Origin of the sequence: Kingella denitrificans ATCC 33394 (genome assembly GCF_000190695.1) — a bacterium.
Classification (GTDB): Bacteria; Pseudomonadota; Gammaproteobacteria; order Burkholderiales; family Neisseriaceae; genus Kingella_A; species Kingella_A denitrificans.
Genome location: NZ_GL870929.1, coordinates 389,469 through 415,757, shown reverse-complemented (window position 1 = coordinate 415,757; position 26,289 = coordinate 389,469). Strand labels below are relative to the sequence as shown.

22 protein-coding genes are annotated in these 26,289 nt (G+C 55.5%); 10 read left to right on the top strand and 12 right to left on the bottom strand.

Going from position 1 to position 26,289, the window contains the following annotated elements:
- Nucleotides 1-85 precede the first annotated feature (85 nt).
- The 3 genes from HMPREF9098_RS11905 to HMPREF9098_RS01985 all read right to left on the bottom strand — a co-directional run bounded on the left by HMPREF9098_RS11905 (nt 86) and on the right by HMPREF9098_RS01985 (nt 6,262).
- Nucleotides 86-2,488 carry a transferrin-binding protein-like solute binding protein gene (locus HMPREF9098_RS11905; protein ID WP_003781489.1) on the bottom strand — a complete coding sequence of 801 codons (2,403 nt, stop codon included), beginning with the start codon at nt 2,486-2,488 and terminating at the stop codon, nt 86-88.
- A gap of 185 nt (nt 2,489-2,673) precedes the next feature.
- On the bottom strand, nt 2,674-5,088 hold the full coding sequence (locus HMPREF9098_RS01990; RefSeq protein ID WP_040564598.1) for a TonB-dependent hemoglobin/transferrin/lactoferrin family receptor: 2,415 nt from the start codon (nt 5,086-5,088) through the stop codon (nt 2,674-2,676).
- A 151-nt stretch (nt 5,089-5,239) separates the two neighbouring features.
- Nucleotides 5,240-6,262 carry a HupA family protein gene (locus HMPREF9098_RS01985; protein WP_003781483.1) on the bottom strand — a complete coding sequence of 341 codons (1,023 nt, stop codon included), beginning with the start codon at nt 6,260-6,262 and terminating at the stop codon, nt 5,240-5,242.
- 178 nt (nt 6,263-6,440) lie between these two features.
- Between HMPREF9098_RS01985 and HMPREF9098_RS01980 the strand changes: the two genes are divergently transcribed.
- On the top strand, nt 6,441-7,943 hold the full coding sequence (locus HMPREF9098_RS01980; RefSeq protein ID WP_040564180.1) for a surface lipoprotein assembly modifier: 1,503 nt from the start codon (nt 6,441-6,443) through the stop codon (nt 7,941-7,943).
- Nucleotides 7,944-8,130: 187 nt separating this feature from the next.
- Here HMPREF9098_RS01980 and HMPREF9098_RS01975 read toward each other — a convergent pair whose 3' ends face one another.
- The 6 genes from HMPREF9098_RS01975 to pmbA form a co-directional block, all read right to left on the bottom strand.
- Nucleotides 8,131-8,910, bottom strand: a complete 780-nt coding sequence (locus HMPREF9098_RS01975; RefSeq protein ID WP_040564179.1) for a ferredoxin--NADP reductase — start codon at nt 8,908-8,910, stop codon at nt 8,131-8,133.
- 82 nt (nt 8,911-8,992) lie between these two features.
- Nucleotides 8,993-9,313 carry a class I ribonucleotide reductase maintenance protein YfaE gene (yfaE, locus tag HMPREF9098_RS01970; RefSeq protein ID WP_003781473.1) on the bottom strand — a complete coding sequence of 107 codons (321 nt, stop codon included), beginning with the start codon at nt 9,311-9,313 and terminating at the stop codon, nt 8,993-8,995.
- On the bottom strand, nt 9,291-9,788 hold the full coding sequence (locus HMPREF9098_RS01965) for a hypothetical protein (RefSeq protein WP_003781472.1): 498 nt from the start codon (nt 9,786-9,788) through the stop codon (nt 9,291-9,293). The genes yfaE and HMPREF9098_RS01965 overlap by 23 nt, the downstream gene beginning before the upstream one ends.
- Before the next feature lie 58 nt (nt 9,789-9,846).
- Nucleotides 9,847-11,376, bottom strand: coding sequence for a helicase HerA-like domain-containing protein (locus HMPREF9098_RS01960; protein ID WP_040564177.1), 1,530 nt, complete (start codon nt 11,374-11,376; stop codon nt 9,847-9,849).
- A gap of 95 nt (nt 11,377-11,471) precedes the next feature.
- Complete coding sequence (locus HMPREF9098_RS01955; RefSeq protein ID WP_003781470.1) at nt 11,472-11,810, bottom strand: hypothetical protein; 339 nt, start codon at nt 11,808-11,810, stop codon at nt 11,472-11,474.
- The gene (gene pmbA, locus HMPREF9098_RS01950) at nt 11,807-13,156 is read right to left on the bottom strand and encodes a metalloprotease PmbA (protein ID WP_003781469.1); all 1,350 of its coding nucleotides are present in this window, start codon (nt 13,154-13,156) and stop codon (nt 11,807-11,809) included. Before pmbA ends, HMPREF9098_RS01955 begins: the two co-directional genes overlap by 4 nt.
- A 124-nt stretch (nt 13,157-13,280) precedes the next feature.
- On the opposite strand from pmbA, the gene yjgA reads away from it, so the two are divergent.
- Together yjgA and HMPREF9098_RS11615 are read left to right on the top strand one after the other, a co-directional pair.
- Nucleotides 13,281-13,805, top strand: a complete 525-nt coding sequence (gene yjgA, locus HMPREF9098_RS01945) for a ribosome biogenesis factor YjgA (RefSeq protein ID WP_040564175.1) — start codon at nt 13,281-13,283, stop codon at nt 13,803-13,805.
- 3 nt (nt 13,806-13,808) lie between these two features.
- Nucleotides 13,809-14,069 carry a hypothetical protein gene (locus HMPREF9098_RS11615; RefSeq protein ID WP_003781467.1) on the top strand — a complete coding sequence of 87 codons (261 nt, stop codon included), beginning with the start codon at nt 13,809-13,811 and terminating at the stop codon, nt 14,067-14,069.
- Here the strand turns inward: HMPREF9098_RS11615 and dapC are convergent.
- Nucleotides 14,047-15,228 (bottom strand): succinyldiaminopimelate transaminase, encoded by a 1,182-nt coding sequence (dapC, locus tag HMPREF9098_RS01940; protein ID WP_040564174.1) that lies wholly within the window; start codon nt 15,226-15,228, stop codon nt 14,047-14,049. The genes HMPREF9098_RS11615 and dapC overlap by 23 nt on opposite strands.
- Nucleotides 15,229-15,374: 146 nt before the next feature.
- Complete coding sequence (locus tag HMPREF9098_RS01935; RefSeq protein ID WP_003781465.1) at nt 15,375-16,523, bottom strand: extracellular solute-binding protein; 1,149 nt, start codon at nt 16,521-16,523, stop codon at nt 15,375-15,377.
- A gap of 186 nt (nt 16,524-16,709) precedes the next feature.
- Between HMPREF9098_RS01935 and minC the strand changes: the two genes are divergently transcribed.
- The 7 genes from minC to ccsB all read left to right on the top strand — a co-directional run bounded on the left by minC (nt 16,710) and on the right by ccsB (nt 23,531).
- Nucleotides 16,710-17,567, top strand: a complete 858-nt coding sequence (minC, locus tag HMPREF9098_RS01930; protein ID WP_003781457.1) for a septum site-determining protein MinC — start codon at nt 16,710-16,712, stop codon at nt 17,565-17,567.
- Between the two features lie 104 nt (nt 17,568-17,671).
- Nucleotides 17,672-18,484: a septum site-determining protein MinD gene (minD, locus tag HMPREF9098_RS01925; protein WP_040564173.1), complete on the top strand. Its 813-nt coding sequence runs from the start codon at nt 17,672-17,674 to the stop codon at nt 18,482-18,484.
- Nucleotides 18,484-18,792 (top strand): cell division topological specificity factor MinE, encoded by a 309-nt coding sequence (minE, locus tag HMPREF9098_RS01920; protein ID WP_003781455.1) that lies wholly within the window; start codon nt 18,484-18,486, stop codon nt 18,790-18,792. The genes minD and minE overlap by 1 nt, the downstream gene beginning before the upstream one ends.
- Nucleotides 18,789-19,709: a LysR substrate-binding domain-containing protein gene (locus tag HMPREF9098_RS01915; protein WP_003781454.1), complete on the top strand. Its 921-nt coding sequence runs from the start codon at nt 18,789-18,791 to the stop codon at nt 19,707-19,709. Before minE ends, HMPREF9098_RS01915 begins: the two co-directional genes overlap by 4 nt.
- Nucleotides 19,710-19,747: 38 nt before the next feature.
- Nucleotides 19,748-20,224, top strand: a complete 477-nt coding sequence (locus tag HMPREF9098_RS01910; protein ID WP_003781453.1) for a Fur family transcriptional regulator — start codon at nt 19,748-19,750, stop codon at nt 20,222-20,224.
- Between the two features lie 51 nt (nt 20,225-20,275).
- Nucleotides 20,276-22,309, top strand: coding sequence for a cytochrome c biogenesis protein ResB (locus tag HMPREF9098_RS01905; RefSeq protein ID WP_050781217.1), 2,034 nt, complete (start codon nt 20,276-20,278; stop codon nt 22,307-22,309).
- Nucleotides 22,310-22,328: 19 nt separating this feature from the next.
- On the top strand, nt 22,329-23,531 hold the full coding sequence (gene ccsB / locus HMPREF9098_RS01900; RefSeq protein WP_003781450.1) for a c-type cytochrome biogenesis protein CcsB: 1,203 nt from the start codon (nt 22,329-22,331) through the stop codon (nt 23,529-23,531).
- Nucleotides 23,532-23,767: 236 nt separating this feature from the next.
- Here the strand turns inward: ccsB and rnr are convergent, their stop codons facing one another.
- Nucleotides 23,768-26,212 (bottom strand): ribonuclease R, encoded by a 2,445-nt coding sequence (gene rnr, locus HMPREF9098_RS01895; RefSeq protein ID WP_003781445.1) that lies wholly within the window; start codon nt 26,210-26,212, stop codon nt 23,768-23,770.
- Nucleotides 26,213-26,289: the final 77 nt, after the last annotated feature.

Below are 26,289 nucleotides of genomic sequence, written 5' to 3'. Positions count from 1 at the left end.
CAAAACCTGCCTGCCGCGATGGGGCAAGCAGGTTCGGGTACTCAATTAAACGGTGCGATTATAGCACAGCGGATAGAGCGGAACGTTATTGCTTGTTGCCGCTGAACACGCCGAAGCCGCTGTCGCTCCATTTGCTGGTGCTGCCGTCCGAATATTGGTATTTGCCGGCAATCGCGGCTGCATTCGCGCCATAGAAGCCGCCTTCAATGCTGCGGTCGGATCCGGTGCCGGAGAACGTATTACCGTTGATGTTGGCGGTGAACACTTTCGTGCGCATATAGTTGTAGTCGCCCGAATTAATCGTTACCGACAGGTTGCGGTTGGCAAAATCGGCTTTCGCGGTGAAGCTGCCTTGAGTAAATACATAGCCCGGATCGACATTCACCAAATTGCCGTTTTCATGCCGCACCACGCGCTCGCGGAAGTGCAACACTTTGCCGCTGTAATTGGCCGTGCCGGTCGGGATTTGGTCTTGCGGCGTCAGGTTGCCCTGCACGAACAGCAGGCCTTGGTCTTTGCCACCCGACATAATCTGCGCCGCACCCGCAATCACATTGCCCGCATTGTTGAATGCATAATAATTCATGCCTTTCTCGAAGCCTTGGTTGGCGGCGGGCAGGGCGATAGAAATGCCGTCCACCACCAAAGTTTGGATGCCTTTGCTGATGGCTTGGTTGGTTTCGGCCATCGGCAGTTTCGCATCGGTCAGTTGCTGCTGCTCAGGCAGTTTATAATAAGTCGATTCGGTTACTGCGCCGCTGCTTGGCGGAGTCGGCGTTGGGGTTGGCGCAGGTGAAGGAGTGGGTGCAGGGGCGGGGGTATTGCTGCCTGTGCTTGCCTGCGCACCGAATACACCGCTCGATTCGTTGGCTTTTTGCGCATTCAGGCGGTACATACCGGCCAACTGGTCGGCCGCCGCACCATAGAAGCCGCCGGCAAAGGTTTTCTCTTGTCCTGCCGCATTGGTGAACGAATTGCCTTGAATCACGCCGTCAAAATGAATGGGCGCGCCGGCCAGTTCGGACGCATTCGGACGACCTTGGGTACGGCTGCCCGGATCGCTGATGTCGATACCGATGGTTTTATTGTCGAAGTTCACGCTGGCTTTCACTTTAGTGGCGCGGCCGCTGGTGTACAAATCCTCCGTGTTGGGCGCATTCACACCCCATGACGGGTCGGCGGTCATGAACGGCAGGCCGGCAGTGGCGTCGCTGCTCGGTTTGCCGAAATGCAGGCCGGTACCGTTGTATTCCACCGTGCCGGTTTTCACGGCCACTGTGTCCGCGCCTGCTGCCGTGCCTTGCACGAACAGGCCTTGGCGGATGGCCATCACGCCGGAAGAAGTATCGACCACCGCGCCATAGCGCACGTCGGGCAGAATGTCGCTACTGTGGATGGATTTTGCGGTTTGGTTATTGGACTCTTCGGTTTCGTAGCGTTTTTGGCCGGTGGTGGCGGTGGCGATTTTCACGCCGTTCAGCACCACTTCGTTTTTGCTGCGGCCTTCGGGGTTTTGAATGCTGCCGTATGAGCTTTCATCGGATTGGCGCATAGCATCGGTACTGAGCACGCCGCCGGAAACGCCGCCGGCATTGGGTTTCATGCGGCCGTTGTTGTCTTGGCCGAAGCCTGTGGCTGCGCTTGGTTGGGGCGGTTGCGGCTGTGGTTGCGGTGCAGGCGCCGGAGTGGGCTGCACGTTGGCAGAAGCAGCCTGCGCGTTACGGATATTTGCGCTGTTTTTCGCGGCGTTCAATGCAGCGGCGGCCTGTGTTTTCTCGGCTGGCGACAAGGCGGCATCTTGGGCTTTGGTTTCTGCATCAGCGATGGCAGCCTGCAATGCGGCTTTGGCATTGTTGATGGCTTGGTTGGCCGCGGCGGCTTCTGTGGCGGAGATTTTGCCGTCATTGTCGGTATCGTGGTTGCGTGTCAAAGCAGCCTGCACGGCTTGGGCTTTGGTGGCGATATCGGCAATGGCGTTATCTGCGGCAGTTTTGGCGGCACTCGGTTGTTGTGGGGCAGGCGGTTGCGGTGCGGGTGCCGGAGTGGGTTGCACGTTGGCGGAAGCAGCCTGCGCGTTACGGACATTTGCGCTGTTTTTCGCGGTGGTCAATGCGGCGGTGGCCTGCGTTTTTTCGGCAGGCGACAAGGCGGCATCTTGGGCTTTGGTTTCTGCATTGGCAATGGCAGCCTGCAATGCGGCTTTGGCATTGTTGATGGCTTGGTTGGCCGCGGCGGCTTCTGTGGCAGAGATTTTGCCGTCATTGTCGGTATCGTGGTTGCGCGTCAAAGCAGCCTGCACGGCTTGTGCTTTGGCGGCGATATCGGCAATGGCGTTATCTGCGGCAGTTTTGGCGGCGCTTGGTGTGGACGGCACGGTCGGGCGGGACTGGGTGCTCGGTTGTCCGCCGCCGCCACCGCCGCCGCAAGCGGTCAGTGCCAGGCTGCACGCAATGGCCAAGGCTTTTAAAGTGAAGTTTCCGGTGTTCATTGTTTTCTCCTGTGGGTGGTTGTTTTGGGGTAAATCGGTTTCAAATCAGTGGGTGCAGGCTGCTTTTCATGATGATGGCGTTACGTTACGGACATTCCGCCCGGCTGCAAAAGCAGCCTGCACGTTGGGGTTTCAAGTGCAGGCTGCTTTGGAAGGGGGATTCGGGAAGCAGCCTGCATGAGGCATTACCATTTGGCTTCGAGGTTCAGCATATAGTTGCGGCCGGGTGCGGAAAAGCGTTGGATGCCCGCGCCCGTGCTGTTGTCGATACGGTTCACCATGCCGAACTCGCGGATGCTGCGCAGGCTGTCCCATGTGTAGTATTGCTTGTCGAGCACGTTAAACACGCCGGCGCGGATGGTGAAGTGTTTGCCGATTCGGTAATGGCCGATTAAATCGAGCACATAGTAATTGCGCCCGTATTTGGCATACGGCCAGGGGTTGTCCAAATCTTCGTAGCTGTGGACGGTTTCGCTGGGGCGTTTGCGCTGGGTGTAGCTCAAATTGGCCTTAATGCCCCAGTCGCCACCTGGACGCGTATAGCCGACACCCAGCACCGCGCTGAACGGGGCGAGAGCGTTAATCGGTGTTTTGCGGCCGGTTTCCTGAACGGAATGCCCTTTCAGGTAGCTAGCGGTGAAGGTGGTCACCATGCCTTTGGGCAGGCCGATGCTGTCCATCTTCCATTCGCCGGACAATTCCAAACCTTTGATTTGCGCGGCATCGCGGTTCACGTTTTTCCAAGTGGGCGCATGGTAATCGCGGGCTTGGGTCGCGCCGGTGGCCGGATTGTAGTAGCTGCTTTGTTTCACGCCGATGTAGGCAAAATCGATGAAGTTGTCGTAATCGGTTTTAAAGCCGGACAGCATGATGTTACCCAAACGGCCTTTGCCGGAAATGCCCAATTCCAGATTGCGGGCGGTTTCGGCTTTCAGGTTCGGGTTTGCTTCCACGGTAAAGTCGGGATGCGGGAAGTTAAACCACATTTCGTCGGTGGTGGGCGCGCGGAAGGCGGTGCTCCATTTGGCCATCACCGTCCAGTTGGGCAGGAATTTCCAGTCGATACCCAAGCTGTAACTGGTGGCGCTGAATTTCGGCGATGCGTTTTCCAAACCTGCCTGCCGCATGGACATGATGACTTTTTCGCTGGGCAGCGTGCGGTTGTGAATCCAGTCGTGGCGCGCACCCACGGCCAAGCGCAGCGAATCGCCCAGTTGGAATTGGTTGTTCCAGTACACATGCCGTTTTCGGCTTTCCGCTTCCATAAACAGCTCTTCCGCATTGAGCGCTGACGTGGTCACGCGTGTGTTGTAGGCGCGTACCCAGCGCGTGTAGTTGTCGTTTTCGTTGGTGGCTTTGCTCCAACCCAAACCGTAGTTCACATTCCATTTCCAGCGGCCGAGGTCGATGCTTTTTTCGGCACGCGCGTCTATTTGCTGGGTTCTTTGCACAATGCGGCGCAGCGAGTAATACACTTGCGCATTCATGCCCTGCTGGGCAAAATCGTTGGGCAAATCCCACGTCATCGTGCTCATCTGGATGTTTTGGCGGTTGTAGTTCAACGTCAGTTTGTCCCACAATCCGCTGTTGGCCGTGTGTTCGTATTGCACGCCAGTGCGTTTGATGTAGGAAACGTCGTTGCGGTTGCGCTGGGTGGTGAGTGGGCTGCCGGTGAAGTCGGCAGCAAAGAGGTTGGACAATTCCTCGGTTTCACGGTCCATGCGGTAATCTTCATACATCCAGTTCAGATAATGCCGCTCGTTGAAGTGGTAGCCCAGTTTGATTAAGGTGGATTTGGAGGTGTATTCCTGCGGGTCGGCAAACGCACGCATTTTGCCGTAGGAACCCCAGTCGGAAATGTGGTTGTTGGCGCGGCTTGGGTCGAACAGGCCTTCTCGGCGCGTGTTGCGGTATTCTTTCACGGAACCGTCGTTTTTGTTTTTGACTTCGTGGCCGGAACGTTTGGTGAACACGAAGCGCGCGTCGAAGCCTTTCAGGTAGCCTGCGGCATCCACGCTGCCGAAGGTGCTGTTGTCGCGGCTGGCGCGGCCGCCTTTCACGGCGAAGTAATACGGTTTGTCGGCATCGACCACGTCGCGCGGCGATTTGGTTTGATAGGCCACTGCGCCGCCCAAGGCACCGCTGCCAGATGTGAGCGAGTCTGCGCCTTTGCGGATGGTGACTTCGGAAATGTTTTCCAATTCGTTGGCATTGCGGTTGGCGTTGTAGTTGCCGTATGCGCCGAACAGTTCTTGGAAGCCTTCGGAAGAGCGGCTTTCCGCCTGTGCCAGGCCGTCAATGGTGATGGCGACGCGGTCTTTGTCCACGCCGCGGATGGTGAAGCCGTTGCTGCTGCCGCGTCCGCCTTCCACAACGGTCACCGCGGGGTCGTAACGCACCATGTCGCGCATATCCTGCACCATGTGTTCGTCCATCATTCTGCGGGTGGTGCGGCGCTCGCCCAGTTTTTGCGGCGGTTGGCGCGTGCCGATGACTTTAACATTTTCTAATTCTGTGCCTTTGTCGGGTTCTGCGGCCCATGTGGGAAACGCTGCGGAAATGAGCATGGGCAGAATGCAGAGTTTGAAAGATGTGTTCATTTTGTATATATTTGATGAGTATGGGAAAATTAAGGTGCAGGCTGCTTTTTGGAGGGCAAAGACGGTATAAAACGGCACCATAAAATTGTATGCGTGCCGTGTTTGCCGACTGTGTTGCAGGCTGCTTTGGAACGTGCAGGCTGCTTTTTACTTACGGGCTGACCAAATGCGAGGTATCCGTGCTGGTGTCTGCCGCGTTATATTCGCGCCGCGTGCCGCCAAAAGACGCATTCAGCGGGCTGTTGCTGCCGAAGTTCACCGTGCCGCCGATTTCGCCGCCGGAAGGATGCTCCAACGTGCCGCTGTAAAAGCGTTCTTCTTTGGCGAACAATCCGCCGCTGACTTGGCCGGTATGCCCGCCGGAGCTGGCAGTGCCGCTGAACTGGTTGCCGTTCACGTTCACATCGCGCATTTCAATCGAATCGCCGAACTCCGAATTGCCGACAATCGTACCGCCCAGTTTGCCGGTGTTGAAGTTCACCGTTAAGAACGAGCCGGTAACGACTTGTCCGGTGTTGTACGGCGAATAACGCGTTTCGTAGCTGGAAGTGACGGCGCGGTCGTTTTTCACGCGCAGGCCGATGACTTCATACGTTGCCTTGCCGGTGGGGCGGCCGGCGGTATCGACGCCTTGCAGTGTGTCTGTCGGTGCAGGTGTGCCGCCGGCAAAAAGGCTGACGGTTTTGCTGGGCGACATCCATGCGCCGAATTGCATGCTTTTCAAGCGCAGCGCATTCATGCCGGTGGACGTTTGGTTGGTGCAGCAGGCAATCATTTTGCCGCCGCTGTCCAACGGCTGCATGGGGTGGCTGTTGGGCAGGACGCGCGCCGAAGTGCTGGAAGAGGGCATAATCAGCGTGTTGTATGTGCCGAAATCGTAATATTTGCCGTCCGGTGCCTGATACAGGATTTCCTGATTGGTCAGCATCAGGCCAGGAATATAGGGGCTGGGCTTGGTGATAGTGAACGGTTTGACCGAGCCACCCTGCGTGGCGAACGTGCGCTGTTCGCGGTCGGTGCTGGTGTCTGCCACAATATTGGGCGATGTCGTATCGACAGCCCTCAAAACGGGAATCGGTGCGGCGGTCAGCGGTTCGTTGATGGCACTGCCGCCGGCGCAGGCGGCCAATGTGGCCAGCGCGAGCAACGATAATGCGGATGATGGAAGGTTCATGGCGTATCTTTCCTGTGGTTGCGGTTTGCAAACCAAATAAATTCAACAATGAAACAAATAATAATAACAATTATCGATTTCTGGAAGATTATACTGCAAATAATCGTTATAATGAACATTTATTTTTAAATTATTTTAATAAGTGAAAACTATTCGTAAAATTATTTCAGGATTGGTATTGGGCATTTCGGTGGGCGCGGTGGCGGAACCTTTGCCGCAAACGGCCGCAGAACAGGCCGGCGAATCGCTGCAACAGCAACCGTGGCTGCAATCGTTGGAGGCGGACGGCGCGGGTGAAAAGCAGCCTGCACTTGAACGGAAAGGTGCTGCGCCTGTTGTGGTGCGCAATCAGGATTTGCGCGAACACCCCGAACTGTTGGCGGCCATGCTGCGGCAGGCGGTGGATGCGCGCCACGAGCCTTTGCTCGGCGCGCTGCTGCCTACCTATTTGACGTTGCCGCAAGAGCAGCAGGACGCGAAACTTCGGCAGCATGCGCAAGCCGAACTGGCACGGTTGCGCGGAGATTATCCCACCGCCACGGCGCATTATCAGGCCGTGCAGCGGCAATATCCGGACGATGTGCGTTTGCAGTTGGACTCGGCGGCAACGCTGGCGGAAGACCGACAATGGCGCGAGGCAGAAGCCTTGTTTGCCCAAGCGGCGCAAACGCCCGAACTGCCCGACACGGTGGCGGAAAACATCCGCCTGTACCGCAACGGAATCCGCCAAAATACGCAATGGCAGGTTCAGGGCGGCGTGCAGTTGTCGTACGACAAGAACATCAATGACGCGCCGCAGGCCTATTGCACGCCTTTGGGCTGCGTGCGCGAACGGCAGGAAAATGCGTGGGGGCTGCGCTACCGCGTGTATGCCGAAAAGAACACGCCGATTCGCGGCCATCACAACCTGCTGTTCCGCATGAATGCGTCTGGGACGACGTATTACCTGTCGCAACGCAGCGCGTATGATTATGCGTTGGCACGCGCATCGCTGGGCTACCGTTTCCAAGATGCGCGGCAATCGCTGGAAATTCTGCCGTTTTATCAGGCGCAATTTTCAGGCAGCCGCCAGTTCCCCGACAAAGCGCCGCGACAAAAGCGCGTGTTGCCGTATATGTTGGGGCATGCCGTCGGGGTGCAGGCTGCTTTTGAACGGCAGCTCGCACCGAAATGGACAGGCTTCGTATCGCTGGAAGGAATGCGGCAGGATTTCCGCGAGGCGGAACGCGCGCGTCATCAAAACGGGATGGTGTGGAATGCGTTTGCATCGCTGTCGTACCGCATCCGCCCGCAGCATCTCTTGTTCGCGGGCTACGGCTGGGGCAGCCTGCACCCGGACAACGACATGGTGGGCGGCCGCGCCAATTCTTCGGGCTATGTGCGGCACAGCGTGCAGGCCGGCTGGCTGGCGCAATGGACGGCTTTGGGCAACCTGAACACGGAAGTCCGCGGGCAATATACGCAGCGGCGCTATCGCGGTTCGGCATTGGACACGGCGTTTTTGCGGCGGCCGCAGCGCAACAACGAACGTTCGCTGACGGTGGCGCTGTCGTATCCGAAATGGCGCGTGTGGGGCGCTGTGCCGAAGTTGGTTTGGCAGGAGAACCGCATCGACAGCACGCACGATTGGGCCGACCGCAGGCAGCGCAATGTGTGGCTGGAATGGGAAAAGCGGTTTTAGCGGTGTATTGATTTTTAAGGTGAAAAAGCAGCCTGCACTCGGATTTTTAAAGTGCAGGCTGCTTTTGTGCCGTGAACGGGCAAGGCTTTTTTCGCTTGAATGAAAAGATAAAGGAAAAGCAGCCTGCACAAGGGGAAGACCAAGTAGTGCAGGCTGCTTTTTGAACAACCAGTTTATATTATTCGGTTTACTGTTCGACAAACGCGCGTTCAATCAGATAATCGCCGCGCACGCCGGTTTTGGGCGATGCCACCAAGCCGAAGCTGTCTAATATGGCGGCGGTGTCGCGGTTCATCGGCATGCTGCCGCACAACATGGCGCGGTCGTCTTTCGGATTCATCGGTGGCAGGCCGATGTCTTTGAAGATTTGGCCGGATTTGAGCAGGTCGGTCAGGCGGCCGTGGTGGATGTAGGGCTCGCGGGAAACGACGGGGTAGTAAATCAGTTTTTCGCGCACCATTTCGCCCAGAAATTCGTGGTTGGGCAAATCTTTGGTGAAATGGTCGTAATAGGCGAGGTCTTCTTTGTGGCGCACGCCGTGCACGAGGATGACTTTTTCAAACTGTTCGTAAATGTCTGGGTCGCGCGTAACGCTCAAAAACGGTGCCAAACCGGTGCCGGTGGAGAGCAGGTACAGGTGTTTGCCGCCTTCGTTGAAGTCGCTGGCAATCAGGGTGCCGGTGGGTTTTTTGCTGATAAGGATGTCGTCGCCGACTTTCAAATGCTGCAGGCGGCTGGTGAGCGGGCCGTCCTGCACTTTGATGCTGAAAAATTCCAGATGTTCTTCCCAGTTTGGGCTGGCGACGCTGTATGCGCGCATCAGGGGTTTGCCGTCCACCATCAGGCCGATCATGACGAACTGGCCGTTTTCAAAGCGCAGGCTTTCGTCGCGGGTGCAGGTGAATGAGAAGTAAGCGTCTGTCCAGTGGTGTACCGACAGGACTTTCTGGGTGTTGTATGCTGCCATATTTGCCGATTCCTTCAATATGAATTGCGTTGGTTTAGAATAAAGGCACGATTGTAAAGCAAAGCCATCTGCCGAACAATCTTTATGCTTGCCCGTTTGAGCCGCCCGATGTTTTCTTTTTGCCGCATTTCAGCACCAAGTCGCTTCGGACGCGGCAGCAGCAGGGCAGAATTTCGCCTTCGTGCAGGAAGGCAAGTGGCGGTTCCGCATAATCCACCCGGCCGGAAAGCAGGGCCACGCGGCAGCTTCCGCAATAGCCGTGGCGGCATTGGTAGGACACGTCGTGCCCGGTTTGTTCGAGTGCGTCGAGCAGGTTTTGGCCGGGCAATAAATCGAACGCCATATCCTGCGTTTGAATGCGGAAGGGGTGCAGGCTGCTTTTATTTGGGGATGAGTTTTCCATTGCGGAAGTTCTGTTGCTGCATGATGTTGCCGTTGATGGCGTACACGGTGTAGGCGCCGTTGTGCGGATGGGCGCGGAATTCGAACAGTTGGTCTTTGGCCAGCGTCATCGGGTCGGTGCGCTTGTTGCCGTTGCCGTAGAAATCCTGCACCACGTAGGTTTGGTCGTTTTGCTTGGCGACCAGTTCGCGGTAGTAGCCGTTTTTCACAGCGCTGTTGGTGGTTTGGCCTTGCGCGTCGAAGAAGGTGATGACTTGGTGTTCGATCACGCGCAGACCGCCGCGGTTTTCGCCGTCGCCAGGATTTTTCTGCGCCGTGCCGCCCAACGGGATATTGACCGATGTGCCGATGCCCAGGTGCGAGCCGATTAAGCCGCCCAAACCCAAATTGAGCGACACGCCTTGCCCCGTGCCGTTGGCGCATGCGCCCAATGCCAAGGTTGCCGCGGTAACGGCAATGAGAGAGATTTTGTTCATAGCATTTTCCTTATCGAAAATCGAATCTGCAAAAAGCAGCCTGCACTTTGGCGGCGCGTTATTTCCACATTTTCTTAATCACGCCCATGATGGTGCGCGTAATGGCATTGGTCACCTGGCGGTTGATTTGGCTGCCCACGCTGTCGGCCAAATCATAGCCGAGTCCTTGCCCCGATTTTTTGCGCCCGCCCGAAAGCCCGCCCAAAAAGCCTTCCAGCAGGCCGGGTTTTTCTTCGGCCGGTGCAGGCTGCTTTTTCGCGGCTTCCGCATTGCCATTTGCATCGGAGGCAGCCTGCACTTCTTCGGCGTTGCCTGCGGGCTGCTGCTGCAAGGCTTCAAACGCGGAAAACGAATCTACAGCATCGCGGTAGTGCGGATACAGGCTGTCGGCTTGGAACGCGGCACTGCGTTCGGATTCGGTCAAAGGCGCAAGCTGCGACTGCGGCGGCATAATCCACGCGCGCTGCACGATTTGCGGCATGCCCTGTGCGTCCAAGAACGACACCAGCGCTTCACCCACGGCCAGTTCGCCCACCGCTTCGGCCACGTTCAATTCCGGATTGCTGCGGAATGTGTCGGCGGCGGCTTTCACGGCTTTTTGGTCGCGCGGGGTGAAGGCGCGCAGGGCATGTTGCACGCGGTTACCCAGTTGCCCCAGCACCGTGTCGGGCAGGTCGGTCGGGTTTTGTGTGACGAAATACACGCCCACGCCTTTGGAGCGTATCAGCCGCACCGCCTGTTCGACTTGTTCGATTAACACTTTGTTCGCATTGTCGAAAATCAAATGCGCTTCGTCAAAGAACAGCACGAATTTGGGTTTGTCCGGGTCGCCGGTTTCGGGCAGGTTTTCAAACAGTTCCGCCAGAAACCAGAGCATGAACGCGCTATACAGGCGCGGCGAACGCATGAGTTTTTCCGCGTTCAGGATGTTGATGACGCCTTGCCCGTTTTCCGTTTGAATCCAGTCGAGCAAATCCAATTCCGGTTCGCCGAAAAACTGCGCCGCGCCTTCGCTTTCCAGTTGCAGCAGTTGGCGTTGGATGGCGCCGATGCTGGCGGCGGACACGTTGCCGTAGGTGGCGCGGTATTCTTTGGCGTGGTCGGACACATATTGCAGCAGCGAACGGAGGTCTTTCAAATCAATCAGATGCCAGCCGTTGTCGTCCGCCACTTTGAATACGAGGTTGAGCACGCCTTCCTGTGTGTCGTTCAGGTTCATCAGCCGTGCCAGCAGCATGGAGCCCATTGCCGAAATACTGACGCGCACGGGAATGCCGGTGCTGCCGTACACATCCCAAAAGCGCACGGGAAAGCCTTGCAGGTAGTCGTCGGTCAGGCCGTACTGCTGCATCCGTTCGGCGACTTTGCCGCTGTTCTGCCCGGCGCGGCAAATGCCGGACAAATCGCCTTTCACGTCGGCCATGAACACGGGCACGCCCGACTGGCTGAAACTTTCGGCGAGTTTGCGCAGGGTTACGGTTTTGCCCGTGCCAGTCGCGCCGGCGATGAGGCCGTGGCGGTTGGCCATTTTGGCGATGAGTTCGATGGGGCGGTTTTGATGGTCGTGTGCAATCAGGTATTGTGTCATTGTTTGTTTGCTTTCGGTTGCGGGTGCAGGCTGCTTTTGAACGTTTCCAAAGCAGCCTGCACTTGGTGATACGGTATCGTTGTTATCTGTGCCGTTCAATTCGCCCGCTGGCGGAACCCGTGCATGAAGCGGCGTTCTTCCATATCGGCGCAGGGCGGACGGATATAGCGCACGTTGTCGAAGCCGATTTCCGCTGCTTGCAGATAGCGGTCGCGGTTGTAGTCCAGGCGGAGGAATTCGTTCATATCGCCCACGTTGAACGCCACTTCCAGATTCGGCGTTTTGGCGTTGCGCCATTCGTACATATCCAGCAACTGGTCGCGGTTGGTGTCGTTGATGAAGATAAACGCCGCGGCAGGCTCTAATTGCGAACACGCCCAAACCGGCGCGGCGGACAAGGCAAACGCAATGCCCAAACAAACGGTCGCTTTCATGATGCTTCTCCTGCAACGGTCATTTTTTCCAGCCAAATCGAACCGATGTGGTGGCTGCTGCGGTACAGGACATCGTTGGCCACGCCTGCAATATTGCACAGCATATCGCGCAGGTTGTCCGCAATGGTGATGCCGGAAACCGGATGGCTGATGACGCCGTTTTCCACCCAAAAACCTGCCGCGCCGCGCGAATAATCGCCGGTCAGGATATTCACGCCTTGCCCCATCAGTTCGGTGACCAAAAGGCCCGAACCCATGTCTTTGAGCAGGGCAGCCTGCGTGTCGTGCGTGTGCGTCAAAATCAGGTGGTGCGCACCGCCGGCATTGGCCGTGCTTTGCATGCCGAGCTTGCGGGCGGCGTAGCTATTCAGGAAATAGCCCTGCACCACGCCTTTTTCTATTACTGAACGTGCGCGGGTGGCCACGCCTTCGGCGTCGAAATAGCTGCTGTTCAAGCCGCGCGGAATGTGCGGTTCTTCGCGCAAATCCAAATGGGTCGGCAAAATGGTTTTGCCCAAGCTGTCGCACAGGAAGCTGGCCTGGCGGTACAGCGACGGGCCGCTTAATCCGCCGATTAAATGCCCGATAAGGCTACCCGCGATGGTGGTATCGAATACGACGGGGTATTGGCCGGTGGGCAGGCTGCGGGCATTCAGCCGCCGAACGGCGCGTTGCGAAGCGGTGCGGCCGATGTGTTCCGCGCTTTCCAAATCCTGAGGACGGCAGGCCACGTCAAACCAGTAATCGCGTTCCATGCCGTCGCCGCCGTCTGCCACGAGGCTGCACGAAATGCTGTGGCGCGTGCCTTTTTGGTGCTGGCAGAAGCCGTGTGTGTTGGCATAAACAAACTGGTAATGCGAAATGCTGAGGTTGGCGCCGTCCGAATTGACGATGCGGCCGTCGGCTTCCAAACCGGCCTGTTCACATTGCTTGGCAAGGGCAACGGCTTCTTCGCTGCTCAAATTCCATTCGTGGTATTTGTCCAAATCGCCCACGGTGTTGGCCATCAAATCGGCATCCGCCAAACCGGCGTATTCGTCTTCGGCGGTGTATCGCGCAATGTCGCAGGCAGCCTGCACGGTTGCTTCCAGTGCCTGCGGCGACAAATCCGCCGTGCTGGCGCGACCTTTGCGCTGCCCGAAATATACGGTGATGTCCAACGATTTATCCTGCTGGTGCTCGATTTGCTCGATTTCCTGCAAGCGGACGCTCACCGACTGCCCCAGCGATTCGCTCACATCCACTTCGGCCGAACCTGCGCCTTTTTGCCGTGCCAGCGCCAAAACGGATTGGGCGGTATCGATAAACTGTGTGCTTGTATGTTGAAACATATTTTTCACCTTCATGAATCGGGCGATATTGTAGCCGTTTTTCGGGCGCGTTGGGCGGATTGGCGGCGGCGGAACTTAAAATTTAATGTAAATTTTGGTATGATTCGGGTTTTACCGACAGTCATCACGCGTGCACGATATGGAAAATCAAGACGAATGGGTCAGCAAAACCCGCAAGAAAAAACAGATGGACGAATTGCAGGATTTGGGCATGGAGCTGACCCGGCTTTCTGCTTCCACGCTGAAGAAAATCGCGCTTCCGGAAGATTTGCACGAAGCCATTAAAGAATATCAAAAAATCACGTCCAACAGCGCGGTGAAACGCCAGCGGCAATATATCGGCCGCCTGATGCGCGATGTCGATCCCGAACCCATCCGCACATTTTTGGCAAAGCTGAAAGGCGAAAACCGCGCGCACAACGCATTTTTGCAGCGCGTGGAGCAGATGCGCGAACGCCTGCTGGCGGACGACGACGCGCTCACGGCGTTTGTGGCGCAATATCCCCACGCGGATGCAGGCAGCCTGCGCACGCTGATCCGCAATGCGCGCAAAGAAGCCGAACAGAACAAGCCGCCGAAAAATTTCCGCGCGCTGTATCAGGAAGTGAAATGGGTGATGGACGCGGAAAACAATGCGCCGGATATTGAGGATTCGGAAGAATGAAACGTGCAGGCTGCTTTTGAAATATTAAGAAGCAGCCTGCATTTTTCGGATTCGGCACCTATCTGTGTTGCCGCCACGCGGCAAAAAAAGCAGCCTGCACTTTGGAAAACCGAGGTGCAGGCTGCTTTTTGCTTTTTAACGAAACATCGCGGCATGGCGTATCCGATACCGCCGCGTTGTGCAGTGCAGGCTGCTTTCGGGTTGGTAATCGAATCAGGCAGCCTGCACTTTTCCGGCGGATTTATGCCCGATACCAATCAATGATTCGTTGCGCCGCTTCCACGCATTTGTCCAATTCGTCCACCAGCGCAATCCGCACAAAGCCTTTGCCCGGATTGCCGTTGGCCGTTTCGCGCGCGAAAAAGCGGCCGGGCAGCACCAGCACACCCGTGTCGCGGTAGAGTTCCTGCGTGAAGCGCAAATCGTCGCCGTCGGGAATGCGCAGCCAGATGTAAAACGAAGCATCGGGCAGGCGCACATCGAATTTTTGGCGCAGAATCGGCAGCACGCGGTCGAACTTCGCCTGATACAGCGCGCGGTTTTCGACAACGTGCGCTTCGTCGTTCCACGCGGCAATGCTGGCGCGCTGCACGGGCAGGGACATGGCGCTGCCGTGATAGGTGCGGTAAAGCAGGAAATCTTTCAGCAGCTTGGCATCGCCCGCCACAAAACCCGAACGCAGGCCCGGCACGTTGGAGCGCTTGGACAGGCTGGTGAACATGACGAGTTTGTCGAAGCTGCGGCCACATTCTAAAGCAGCCTGCAGGCAGCCCAAAGGTTTTTTGCCGTCAAAATAAATTTCCGAATAGCATTCGTCGGACGCGATGATGAAGCCGTATTGGTCTTGTAATTCAAAGAGTTGTTCCCAGTCTTTTTGTTGCAGCACGCTGCCGGTCGGATTGTCGGGCGAGCAGACGAAAAGCAGCCTGCACCGCGCCCAGTCTTCCGCGGCAACGCTGTTCCAATCGGGCAGGAAATTCGGCGCGACGGTATTGGCGAACACGATTTTGCCGCCGCCCAGAAGCGTTGCGCCTTCGTAAATCTGATAGAACGGGTTGGGGCTGACCACCACCGGCGCTTCCGCTTCGTTCAACACGGTTTGCACAAAGGAAAACAGGGCTTCGCGGCTGCCGAGCACGGGCAGGATTTCGCTGTCGGGATTGAGCGTGAGCCCGTCATAACGGCGTTTCAGCCATTCGGCGCAGGCTTGGCGCAGTTCGGGCAGGCCGAGTGTGAGCGGATATTTGGACAATTCGTCCAGCGATTGCAGCAGCGCATCGCGGATAACGCGCGGGGCAGGGTGCTTCGGTTCGCCGATATACAGCGGGATTTCGGCCAAATGTGCAGGCGGCACAATGCCTTGCACGGCTTCGCGCAGTCGGGCGAACGGATAAGGTTGCAGTTGTTGCAGATGGGGATTCATGGTGCAAATGTGTCGGATAAAAGAAAGGATTTTAGCACGGCTTGCCGGTGCAGGCTGCTTTTTCCACCGTATCCGGCACATAAAAAAGCAGCCTGCACTTCAACTTCTGAACGTGCAGGCTGCTTTTGCAGGAAACGGAGAACGGATTATTTACCCATTTTCAGTTTTTGCCACAGCGCCGTGGTTTGGCGTTTCGCTTCGTCCGACATTTGCGGCATCACGAAGCCGGCAGCCATATCTTCCGCAGTCGGGAAAATCGAGCGTGTTGCCACCAGTTTCGGATCGATTTTTTCGCGTGCCGGCAGGCTGGCGGGGGCAAACGTTACCGCCGCAGCATTTTTGGCCGCCACGTCTGGGTCTAACGTGTAGTTGATGTATTTGTGCGCGTTGGCAACGTTTTTCGCATCGGCGGGAATCACCCAAGATTCTACCCAGAAGCCCATGCCTTTCGGTGCCAGCACGTCAATGCCCACGTTGTTTTTCACTTCTTCCGAACGCGCTTTCGCCATGTTCAGGTCGCCGCCGTTACCGGCTACCAGGCAGATGTCGCCGCGTGCCAGTTCGTCAATGTAAGACGCGCTGAAACGTTTCACGTCGGGGCGGATGGCCTGCAACACGGCGGCTGCGGCTTCAATGTCGGCCGGATTGGTGCCGCGCGGGTCTTTGCCCAAGTAATTCAGCACCAGCGGGAACATTTCGCTGGGCGTGTCCCACAGCGCGATGCCGCATTGTTTCAGTTTGTTGGTGTATTCGGGTTTGAACAGCAAATCCCAGCCGTTTTCAGGCAGTTTTCCGCCCAGGATTTCTTTGCCTTTGGCGGTAATCGCCAGCGTGTTCACGCCGGAGAAGTACGGCACGGCGTATTGGTTGCCCGGGTCGGCCTGTTCCAGCAGTTTCAGCAGCGCGGGGTCGATGTTTTTGTAGTTCGGAATCAGGTCGCGGTTGATTTTCTGATAAGCACCTGCTTTGATTTGGCGGGGCAGGAATGCGATGCCGGGAACGCCCAAATCGTAGCCGGATTTGCCGGTGAGCATTTTGGCTTCAAGCGTTTCGTTGTTTTCGTACAAATCGTAGGTCAAATCCAGGTTGTTGGCTTTTTTGAAGTCTTCAACGGTACTTTCGTCCACATAGTTTGACCAGTTGTAGATATTCAGCTCGCTGGTTTGCGGCAGGTTGCCCGCCGCTGCGCCGGATGCCGCAGGATTTGCCGCATTGTTTGCGGATGTGTTTTCAGCTTGTTGGGAGCAGGCTGCCAAAATCACCAGCACGAGGGTGCTTAACAGGGTTTTCTTCATTCTATTATCTTCTCGTTAAAGATGGTTAAAGAGGGAAACGGGATTGTAAAGCCGGATTTCATAAAAATCAATAGCTAATAAACACGCCCTGCCGTGCGGAAACGGGCGGGATATGCGCGGCTTCGGTTGAATAAATAGTGCAGGCAGGGTAAAATCGCTCATTTGATTTAATAAAACAATCGCATCATGAAAGCAGCTTTTGAAGTGAAATCCACGCGCTTGGAGATGTTGTCCCTGCGCCTGCGCACGGCGGATTTGGCACAGTTGTCCCAGTTTTTGCGCAAGAAAAAAGACAAATACCAAGTGCTGGGTGCGCTGCCGTTTGTTTTGGATTTGGACGATTTGACGGATGCCGATGCGGATTTGTCGGCCATCGTGTCGCTGCTGGCGCGGCAGGGGATTGCCGTGATTGCGGCGCGGGGCGCGGAACAGCGTTGGGCAGACAAGGTGCACGCGGCCGGATTGTTTTATTTGTCGCACGAACACAAAAAAGCGGCGGAAACCGAAATTGACGAACATGAAAAAGCAGCCTGCACCGAGCTGCCTGCGGAACATGCGGAAGATTCCGTAAAAGTAAAAGAAGCCGCCGCTGATACAACGGACAATGTTGCCGAAACAAAAGCAGAATCTGCCGCGGAAAACAACGGGCAGGCTGCAGAGGAAGAAAAGCAGCCTGCATCTGTCGCGGACGACCATGCGCCGCGCCCCACGCTGGTCATCAACAGCCCGGTGCGCACGGGGCAGCAGGTATATGCCAAAAATGCGGATTTAATCGTGATGGGCATGGTCAGCGAAGGCGCGGAAGTGATTGCGGACGGCAACATCCATGTGTATGCGCCGTTGCGTGGCCGTGCGCTGGCGGGCGAGTCGGGCGATAAAACCGCGCGGATTTTCGTGCAGTCCATGCAGGCGGAACTGGTGTCGGTGGCCGGCATCTACCGCGTCTTCGAACAAAACCTGCCGCCGCACCTGCACAAGCATGCGGTGAAAATCGAATTGCAGGAAGACGAACGGCTGGCCATTTCGGCGATTAACGCCCAGTAATTTTATTGATATAAAGGATGTGCAGGCTGCTTTTGCGGCGCGCCGTTTGAAAAAGCAGCCTGCACATGGAAAGTTTTCATTTAACGCAAAGAAAGAAGCACCTTATGGCAAAAATCATTGTAGTCACCTCCGGCAAGGGCGGCGTGGGCAAAACCACCACTTCCGCCAGCATTTCCACAGGCCTGGCATTGCGCGGCCACAAAACCTGCGTCATCGACTTTGACGTGGGCCTGCGCAATCTGGACTTGATTATGGGCTGCGAACGCCGCGTGGTGTACGATTTGGTCAATGTGATTCAAGGCGAGGCCACGCTGAACCAAGCCTTAATCAAAGACAAACATTGCGACAAACTGTTTATCCTGCCCGCATCGCAAACGCGCGATAAAGACGCACTGAGCAAAGAAGGCGTGGGCAACGTGCTGAACGGCTTGGATGCCATGGGCTTTGAATTTATCGTGTGCGATTCGCCGGCCGGCATCGAAACCGGCGCATTGATGGCGCTGTATTATGCGGACGAAGCGATTGTTACCACCAACCCGGAAGTGTCTTCCGTACGCGACTCCGACCGCATTTTGGGCATTTTGCAAAGCAAATCCAAAAAAGCAGAGCAGGGCGGCACCGTGAAGGAACACCTGCTGATTACACGTTACTCGCCGGAGCGTGTGGAAAAAGGCGAAATGCTGTCGGTGCAGGATATTCAGGACATTTTGCGTATTCCGCTCATCGGCGTGATTCCTGAATCGCAAAACGTATTGCAGGCTTCCAATGCGGGCGCACCCGTTATCCATCAGGAAGATGCGGTTGCCGCGCAGGCTTATCAGGACGTGGTGGCGCGCCTTTTGGGCGAAAACCGCGAAATCCGCTTTTTGGAAGCGGAGAAAAAAGGCTTCTTCCAAAAACTGTTTGGAGGTAAGTAATGTCGCTGCTTGAAAAATTATTGGGGCGCAAGCCGAAGACGGCGGCCGTGGCGCGCGACCGCCTGCAAATCATCATCGCGCAGGAGCGTGCCAACCGCGATGCCGCCAACAGCACGCCCGATTATCTGCCCACGTTGCAGAAGGAATTGCTGGAAGTGTTGTCCAAATATGTTAAAATCGAATTGGACGACATCAATATCACGCACGAGAAACAAGACGGTGTGGATATGCTGGCATTGAACATTACCCTGCCCGAAAACAAAAAAGGGCAGCCTGCACCCGAAGCGGGGAAAACGGATAAGCCATGACGCTGACCGAATTGCGTTACATTGTCGCTGTGGCACAGGAAAAGCATTTCGGCCGTGCGGCGCAGCGTTGCCATGTCAGCCAGCCCACCTTGTCCATCGCCATTAAAAAATTGGAGGAAGAGCTGGGCGTTTCCCTGTTCGACCGCAGCAGCAGCGAAATTTTGATGACGGAATCCGGTGCGGCCATCGTGTCGCAGGCGCAGCGCGTTTTGGAAGAGGCGGAAGTCATCCGCCGCCTTGCCAATGCGGAGCAAAACCAGTTGGAAGGTTCGTTCAGGCTGGGTTTAATTTTCACGGTTGCGCCGTATCTTCTGCCCAGGCTGATTGTGTCGATGCGCCATGTCGCGCCCAAAATGCCGCTGTTCCTGGAAGAAAACTATACCGCCGTGCTGACCGATTTGCTCAAACGCGGCGAATTGGACGCGGTGGTGGTGGCGGAACCTTATGCCGAAGCAGGCATTGAAACGATTGCCCTGTATGACGAGCCGTTTTTCGTGATTGTGCCCAAAGGCCATCCGTTTGAAGATCTGGATTCCGTATCAACCGCGGATTTGGCGGAAGAAAACGTGCTGCTGCTGACCGAGGGCAACTGTATGCGCGACCAAGTGCTGGGTTCTTGTACCGAGCTGGCGGCAAAGCAGAAAATTGCCGGATTGGTCAATACGCTGCAAGGAAGCTCACTCAACACCATCCGCCACATGGTGGCCAGCGGATTGGGTATCAGCGTGCTGCCGTCCACCGGCATTACCGACAACGACCATTTGCTGTTTTCCATCGTGCCGTTCAGGCAGCCTGCACCTTCGCGCCGCATCGTGCTGGCATACCGCCGCAATTTCGTCCGCCCGCAGGCTGTGGCGGCCATTGCGGACGCGGTGAAGGCATCGAATCTGGCCGGCGTGTCGTTTGTCAATGAATAAAGTGCAGGCTGCTTTTTTGTTTACGCGAAACGGAAAATATGAACCCTGTTAAAGAACAAATTTTGCATCAATGCCGCACTACCGGCGCACAGGTAACGCCGCTGCGCGAGCAGGTGTTGGATATGGTGTTGCAGCTGGACGGCGTGATTAAGGCCTATAATGTCCTGGCGCAAATGCAGCGGGACAGCGAAAGTGTCGTTGCGCCGCCCACCGCTTATCGCGCTTTGGATTTCTGGGCGGAGCAGGGCGTGCTGCACAAAGTCCCCGCCGTGAACGGCTATGTGCTGTGCAGCCATGCCCGCCACGAATGCACCGGCCATTGCCATGCCGAACATGCCCACCACCACAGCAGCTTTATTTTGGTATGCACGGAATGCGGCACGGTCGATGAACAAAGCCTGAACGCCGAATGGCTGGCCCTGCGCGAAGGCGTGCAGAAAACGGGGTTCACGCTGAATGAAGACCATGTTGTATTAACCGGAATTTGCCGCAAGTGCCGCAGCAAAGAAGGCTGAATAGCCGTATTGTAAAAGTGCAGGCTGCTTTTTCAGCCCATCCCGCCCATCATGAATCCCACTCCATCGTCCCAAACTTCTTTTATCCGCCGCCCATGGTTCGCTTTTATCAGTTCCATGCGCTTTGCCGTGGCGTTGCTGTCCATTTTGGCCATCGCCTCCATTATCGGCACGGTGGTGCAGCAAAACCAGCCTGCACAAAATTATGTGGTCCAATTCGGCCCTTTCTGGGCGGAAATTTTCCAATTTTTAGGATTGTTTGATGTTTACGCCTCTTCATGGTTCGTGCTCATCATGCTGTTTCTGGTGCTGAGCACCGGGCTGTGCGTTTGGCGGAATACCCCGCAATACCTGCGCGACATGAAATCGTTCCGCCTGAATGCGACGGCGAAATCATTGGCGCACATGAAGCATACGGCGGAATTGCCACGTGAAAACGGCAGCGGCATCACACCGGAAATTGTAGAGAAATATTTGCAGATACAGGGGTTTAAAACCAAATCCGAAATGCGCGAAGACGGCAGCGTCATCGTGGCCGCCAAAAAAGGCGCAATGAACAAATGGGGCTATATTTTTGCCCACTTGGCGCTGATTGTGATTTGCATCGGCGGCCTGATTGACAGCAACCTTCTGCTCAAAATCGGCATGCTGACCGGCAGACTGGTGCCCGACAATACCAGCGTTTATGCCCGCGATTTCAAACCCGAAAGCACATTGAGCGACAAAAACCTTTCCTATCGCGGCAATGCCGAAATTGTGGAAGGCCAAACCATTGACCGGACATTTTTGAATGCAGACAAAGGATTGCTGCTGCAAGAATTGCCGTTTTCCATCGAATTGAAGAAATTTCATATCGATTTTTACGACACGGGCATGCCCAAAGATTTTGCCAGCGACGTGCTGGTTACCGATAAATATACCGGCGAAAAGATTGCCGCCACCCTGCGCGTCAATCATCCGCTGACGGTGAACGGCGTGACCATTTACCAGTCCACTTATGGCGACGGCGGTTCCGATATCCGTTTGAAAAGCTGGGATTTGCGCGGTGCGGGCAAGCCAGCTGAAATTAAGGCCGTTTCGCAGCGCGAATTTCCACTGGATTTCGGCAACGGCGAACATTACCGGCTGGAATTTGGCGAATTGCGCGTGTTTAACGTGGAAGATTTGAATGCAACGGCCAGCATGTCCGCCGATGCCCGTGCCGTGAACCAGAAGAAATTTCAAAATGTCGGCCCTACGATTACCTATAAACTACGCGACAAGGCAGGGCAGGCGCGCGAATATATCAGCTATATGCAGCCGTTGCCGCGTGAAGGCGCGCTGTTTTTTGCCACCGGTGAGCGTTCGGATATGAATGAACCGTTCCGCTGGCTGATGCTGCCCGCCGACCCACGCGGCAAACTTGACAGTTTCATGGCATTCCGCGCGATGTTATTGCAGCCTGCAAAACGCCAGCAGATTGTGGAAAAAGCCATTGCCAATGTGGGCGAACATATCCGCCCGCAGTTCAAATTGGCCGTGGAAAATCTGTTGCAGCAGTTTGCCGAAGGCGGCTATATCGCCATTAACGAGCATATCCAGAAAAACGTGCCGCCTGCCGACCAGCAGAAAACGGGCGAATTCATGTACCAAATCCTGTACAGCACCATGAATATCGCTTTGGACGAGGCTTTGCAGGATGCGGGTTTGCCCAATATTGAAGCAGGCGAAACGCGCAACCGTTTCATTTTAAACAGTTTGGACGGTTACACGGGCTTAACGCGCTTCCAGTCGCCCGTACTGCTGCAACTGGAAGATTTTAAACAAGTCAATATGTCTGGCTTGCAAATGACCAAATCGCCCGGCGCGACTTTGGTGTATTTGGGTTCGCTGTTTTTGGTGCTGGGCGTGATGTTCATGTTTTACGTCCGCGACAAACGCGCGTGGATGCTGTTCCCGTCCGGACATGCCGCAGTCCGCTTTGCCATGTCGTCCAGCCGCAGCGAACGCGATTTAAACCGCGAGTTCCCGAAATATGTGGCGGATTTCACTCGGTTAGCGCAGGATTTTGCAGCAGCCGATAACGCACACCACTCCGATTCATAAGAAAAATAAAGGTAACAGCATGACTGAACCGACTTCTCAACCCCAAGATTTGGCGCAGCACGAGCTTTTGCGCGAAAAATCATGGCTCAAATCGCTCACTATTGTCGATTGGCTTTTTGCCGCGCTGATGGCCAGCATTGCCGCCTTGGCACAACTAAAACTGCCACACCACATGGATGTTTATGAAATGGTGATTCTGTGGGCGAGCGCGGCGATTGCCACCGGTTTGGGCTGGTTCTTCAAACCGATGCGCTGGTTTATTGTCGGCGGCGTGCTGGCGGCTTATCTGGCGGTGGGGCTGTATCAGGGCGATATTGCCAATGCCGGGGATAAAGGCAAGTTTTTGTTGAAATATTTGTTGAGCAGCCAATCGGCCATCATGTGGCAGGCTGCATTGACTGTGCTGGCGTTTGCATTGTATTTATTGGCCACTTTATGGGCTTGGCGGCAGGAAAAACAAAATAAATTTCAACGCAATACGCTGTTTTCCATTGCCAGCGGTTTGGCGTGGTCGGCGGCATTTGCGGGTTTTGTCGGCCTACTGGTGCGCTGGCACGAAAGCTATCTGCTGCGTCCCGATGCGGGCCACATCCCCGTGTCCAACCTGTATGAGGTGTTCATCCTGTTCATGGTGATTACGGGGCTGATGTATCTGTATTACGAGAAGAAATTTTCCATGCACAAACTGGGTGTGTTTGTGTATGTCCTGATGTGCGGCCTGGTGGCGTTTACTGTGTGGTACAGCATTGAGAGCGGCGCGGGTGAAATTCAGCCGCTGATTCCTGCGTTGCAGTCGTGGTGGATGAAGCTGCATGTGCCGGCCAATTTTATCGGCTACGGCGGTTTCTGCATGGCGGCGGCTTTCGGCGTGGCGGAACTGTTGTCGCTGAACGGCAATAAATTTTTCCCCGATGCGGCGCAGATTGAGGAAGCCATGTATAAAGCGATTGCCGTGGGTTTCCTGTTTTTCACCATTGCCACGATTTTGGGCGCTTTGTGGGCGGCCGATGCATGGGGGCGTTATTGGAGCTGGGACCCGAAAGAAACATGGGCGTTTATCGTGTGGCTGAATTATGCGGTGTGGCTGCATATGCGGCTGGTGGCGGGCTGGCGCGGCAAAGTGCTGGCGTGGTGGGCGGTCATCGGGCTGTTCATTACCGCGTTTGCCTTTGTGGGCGTGAATAAATACCTGACCGGCCTGCATTCGTACGGTAGCCTTTAAGCAAGAGAAAAGCAGCCTGCGCCCGTTTGAGAATGGGGGTGCAGGCTGCTTTTCCAGTATGATTTATAGTGGGTTAAAATAAAAATGAGACAAGGCGTACAAATAGTACATCAAGGCGAGCCAACGCCGTATCGTTGCGACTTTAATTCACTATACATCGAATGAAGAGTGCTAATCTACCCATATAAAAGCAGCCTGCACATCGATTTCTGAAGTGCAGGCTGCTTTTTTGGCGCTTATTCAGCCGAATCCCATTTCACTTTGGCGCGGCGCTTGGCTTTCGCTTTGGTTTCTTGCGCTGCGGACTGTTTGCGTTTTTGCGAACGGGGTTTGGCGGTTTTTGCCGCTTTGGTGCTTTTGGCGGACGGCCGTGCCGTTTTTGCGGCAGGTTTTGCTGCGCGTGCCTTTTTCTGCGTGCGCGCTTCTTTGGCCACCACTTTTTGCGCCATACGCTCTGCTTCCTGCACCAAAGCAGCCTGCACTTTTTTGCCACGCTTCTTCGCTTTGGGCGGTTCGCTTTCCAGCACCAAGTCGATGCGGCAGGTATCCAAATCCGCACGCGCCACTTTCACTTGCACGCGGTCGCCCACGCTGAAGCGCACGCCGCTGCGTTCGCCCACCATCGCCATCAAATCTTCGCGGTATTGGAAATAATCCTCGCCCAAATCGCTCACATGCACCATGCCGTCGATATGCACGTTATCCAGCGTGATGAAAATGCCGAAATTGGTAATCCGAGAAACTTTGCCGCCGAAAATCTCGCCCACTTTGTCGCGCATGAAATAGGTTTTCAGCCAGTTCTCCACGTCGCGACTGGCCTCGTCCGCGCGCCGTTCGCAATATGAACAGTGCGCGCCCAGCTCCTGCCAGTTGCCCGCGTTATACGTTTTATTCGCCAAAATTGCCTTAATCGCACGGTGCACCAGCAAATCGGGATAACGGCGGATGGGCGATGTGAAATGCGTGTAATAGTCGTATGCCAAGCCGAAATGGCCTTCATTTTCCGCCTCATACACCGCCTGCTGCATGGAGCGCAGCAACATGGATTGCAAGGCTTCACGGTCAGGGCGCTCGGCAATCTGTTCCGCCAGTTTGCCGTAATGTTTCGGTTCGGGCTTGTCGCCGCCCCCCAAACGCAGCCCCAGCAGTGCCAGTTGTTCGCGCAAGACGGCCAGTTTTTCAGGCGTAGGGCCGGCGTGGTTGCGGTAGAGTGCTTTGTGCTGGTGGCGCAACAGGAAATCTGCCGCACACACATTGGCCGCCAGCATGCATTCTTCAATTAATTTGTGCGCATCGTTGCGGTGCACTTCTTCAATGCGTTCGATTTTGCCGTTGTCGTCAAAAATCATTTGTGTTTCAACGGTTTCAAATTCCATTGCGCCACGCTTGCGGCGGTTTTTCTGCAAAATTTGGAAGAGCTTGTACAGGGTGTGCAGGCTGCTTTTGTATTCGTTGTCCACCGAATTTTCCAGCCAATCCCACACTTGGTTGTATGTCAGCCGCCCGTGCGATTTCATCACGGCCGGATAAAATTCGTACGATTTCACGTTGCCTGCATAAGTAATCGTCATATCGCACACCATGCACAGCCGCTCCACGTTCGGATTCAGCGAGCAGATGTCGTTGGACAAGGCTTCCGGCAGCATGGGGATGACGCGGCGCGGGAAATATACGCTGGTGGCGCGTTCTTTGGCATCCGTGTCGATGGCGTCGTCGGGGCGGACATAATGGCTCACGTCTGCAATCGCCACCACTAAACGGTAATTGCGCCCGATTTTTTCCGCATACACGGCATCGTCAAAATCGCGCGAAGTTTCGCCGTCAATGGTCACCAAAGGCAAATCGCGCAAATCCACGCGTTTTTTGCGGTCAGCCGCACGGACGGTATCGGGAATTTTTGCCGCCGCTTGCAGGCAGCCTGCACTAAATTCATACGGCAGCTTGTGTTTGCGCAGGGCAATTTCGATTTCCATGCCGCTATCGGCATAATCGCCCAAAATTTCTGTGATTTTCGCCACGGCAGGGCGGTGGTTTTCCGGATAACTTTCAATTTCCGCCACCACCACTTGGCCAGACTCCGGCTGAAACTGCGCCACGCTGGCCGGTTCCAGAATCACGTTCTGATGCAGCCGTTTGTCTTCCGGCTCCAACACCGCCACGCCGTGATCCAAATAAAACCGCCCCACCAGCGAGGATTGGCCGCGTTCCACAATATCCAGCACTTGACCTTCTCGCCGACCGCGTCGATCCAGCCCCAGCGGGCGAACCGTTACAATATCGCCGTTCATCACGCCATATAATTGACGCTCATACAGCACGAAATCCTTTTCACCCGTCGGTTTTAAGGGCACGGCAAAGCCAAAACCGTCTTTCTGCATTTCTACGCGGCACTTCACGATGTCCAATTTTTCTGCCACGCACACCAAATTGCGGCGGTTGATGAGAATTTGCCCATCGCGCGCCATTGCTTTCAGGCGGCGTTCAAAAAATTCAAATTCTTCATCGGTTATTGATAATTGCTCGGCCAGAGCAGTGATTTTTTGCGGCACACCCGCACGTTCCAAAATCTCGATAATCCACTCGCGGCTGGGCAGGGGAGTGGCGTATTTCTGATATTCGCGTTTCAAATATGGATCTTTTTCTCTTAAATTCATAGATTTGATATTTTTTTTCTTCGTCATGGTTGACAATCCTTTTATAGTATCTATATAATGCAGCTTCTTTCAATTCATTTGCGACACTTTACAGCAAATGATGG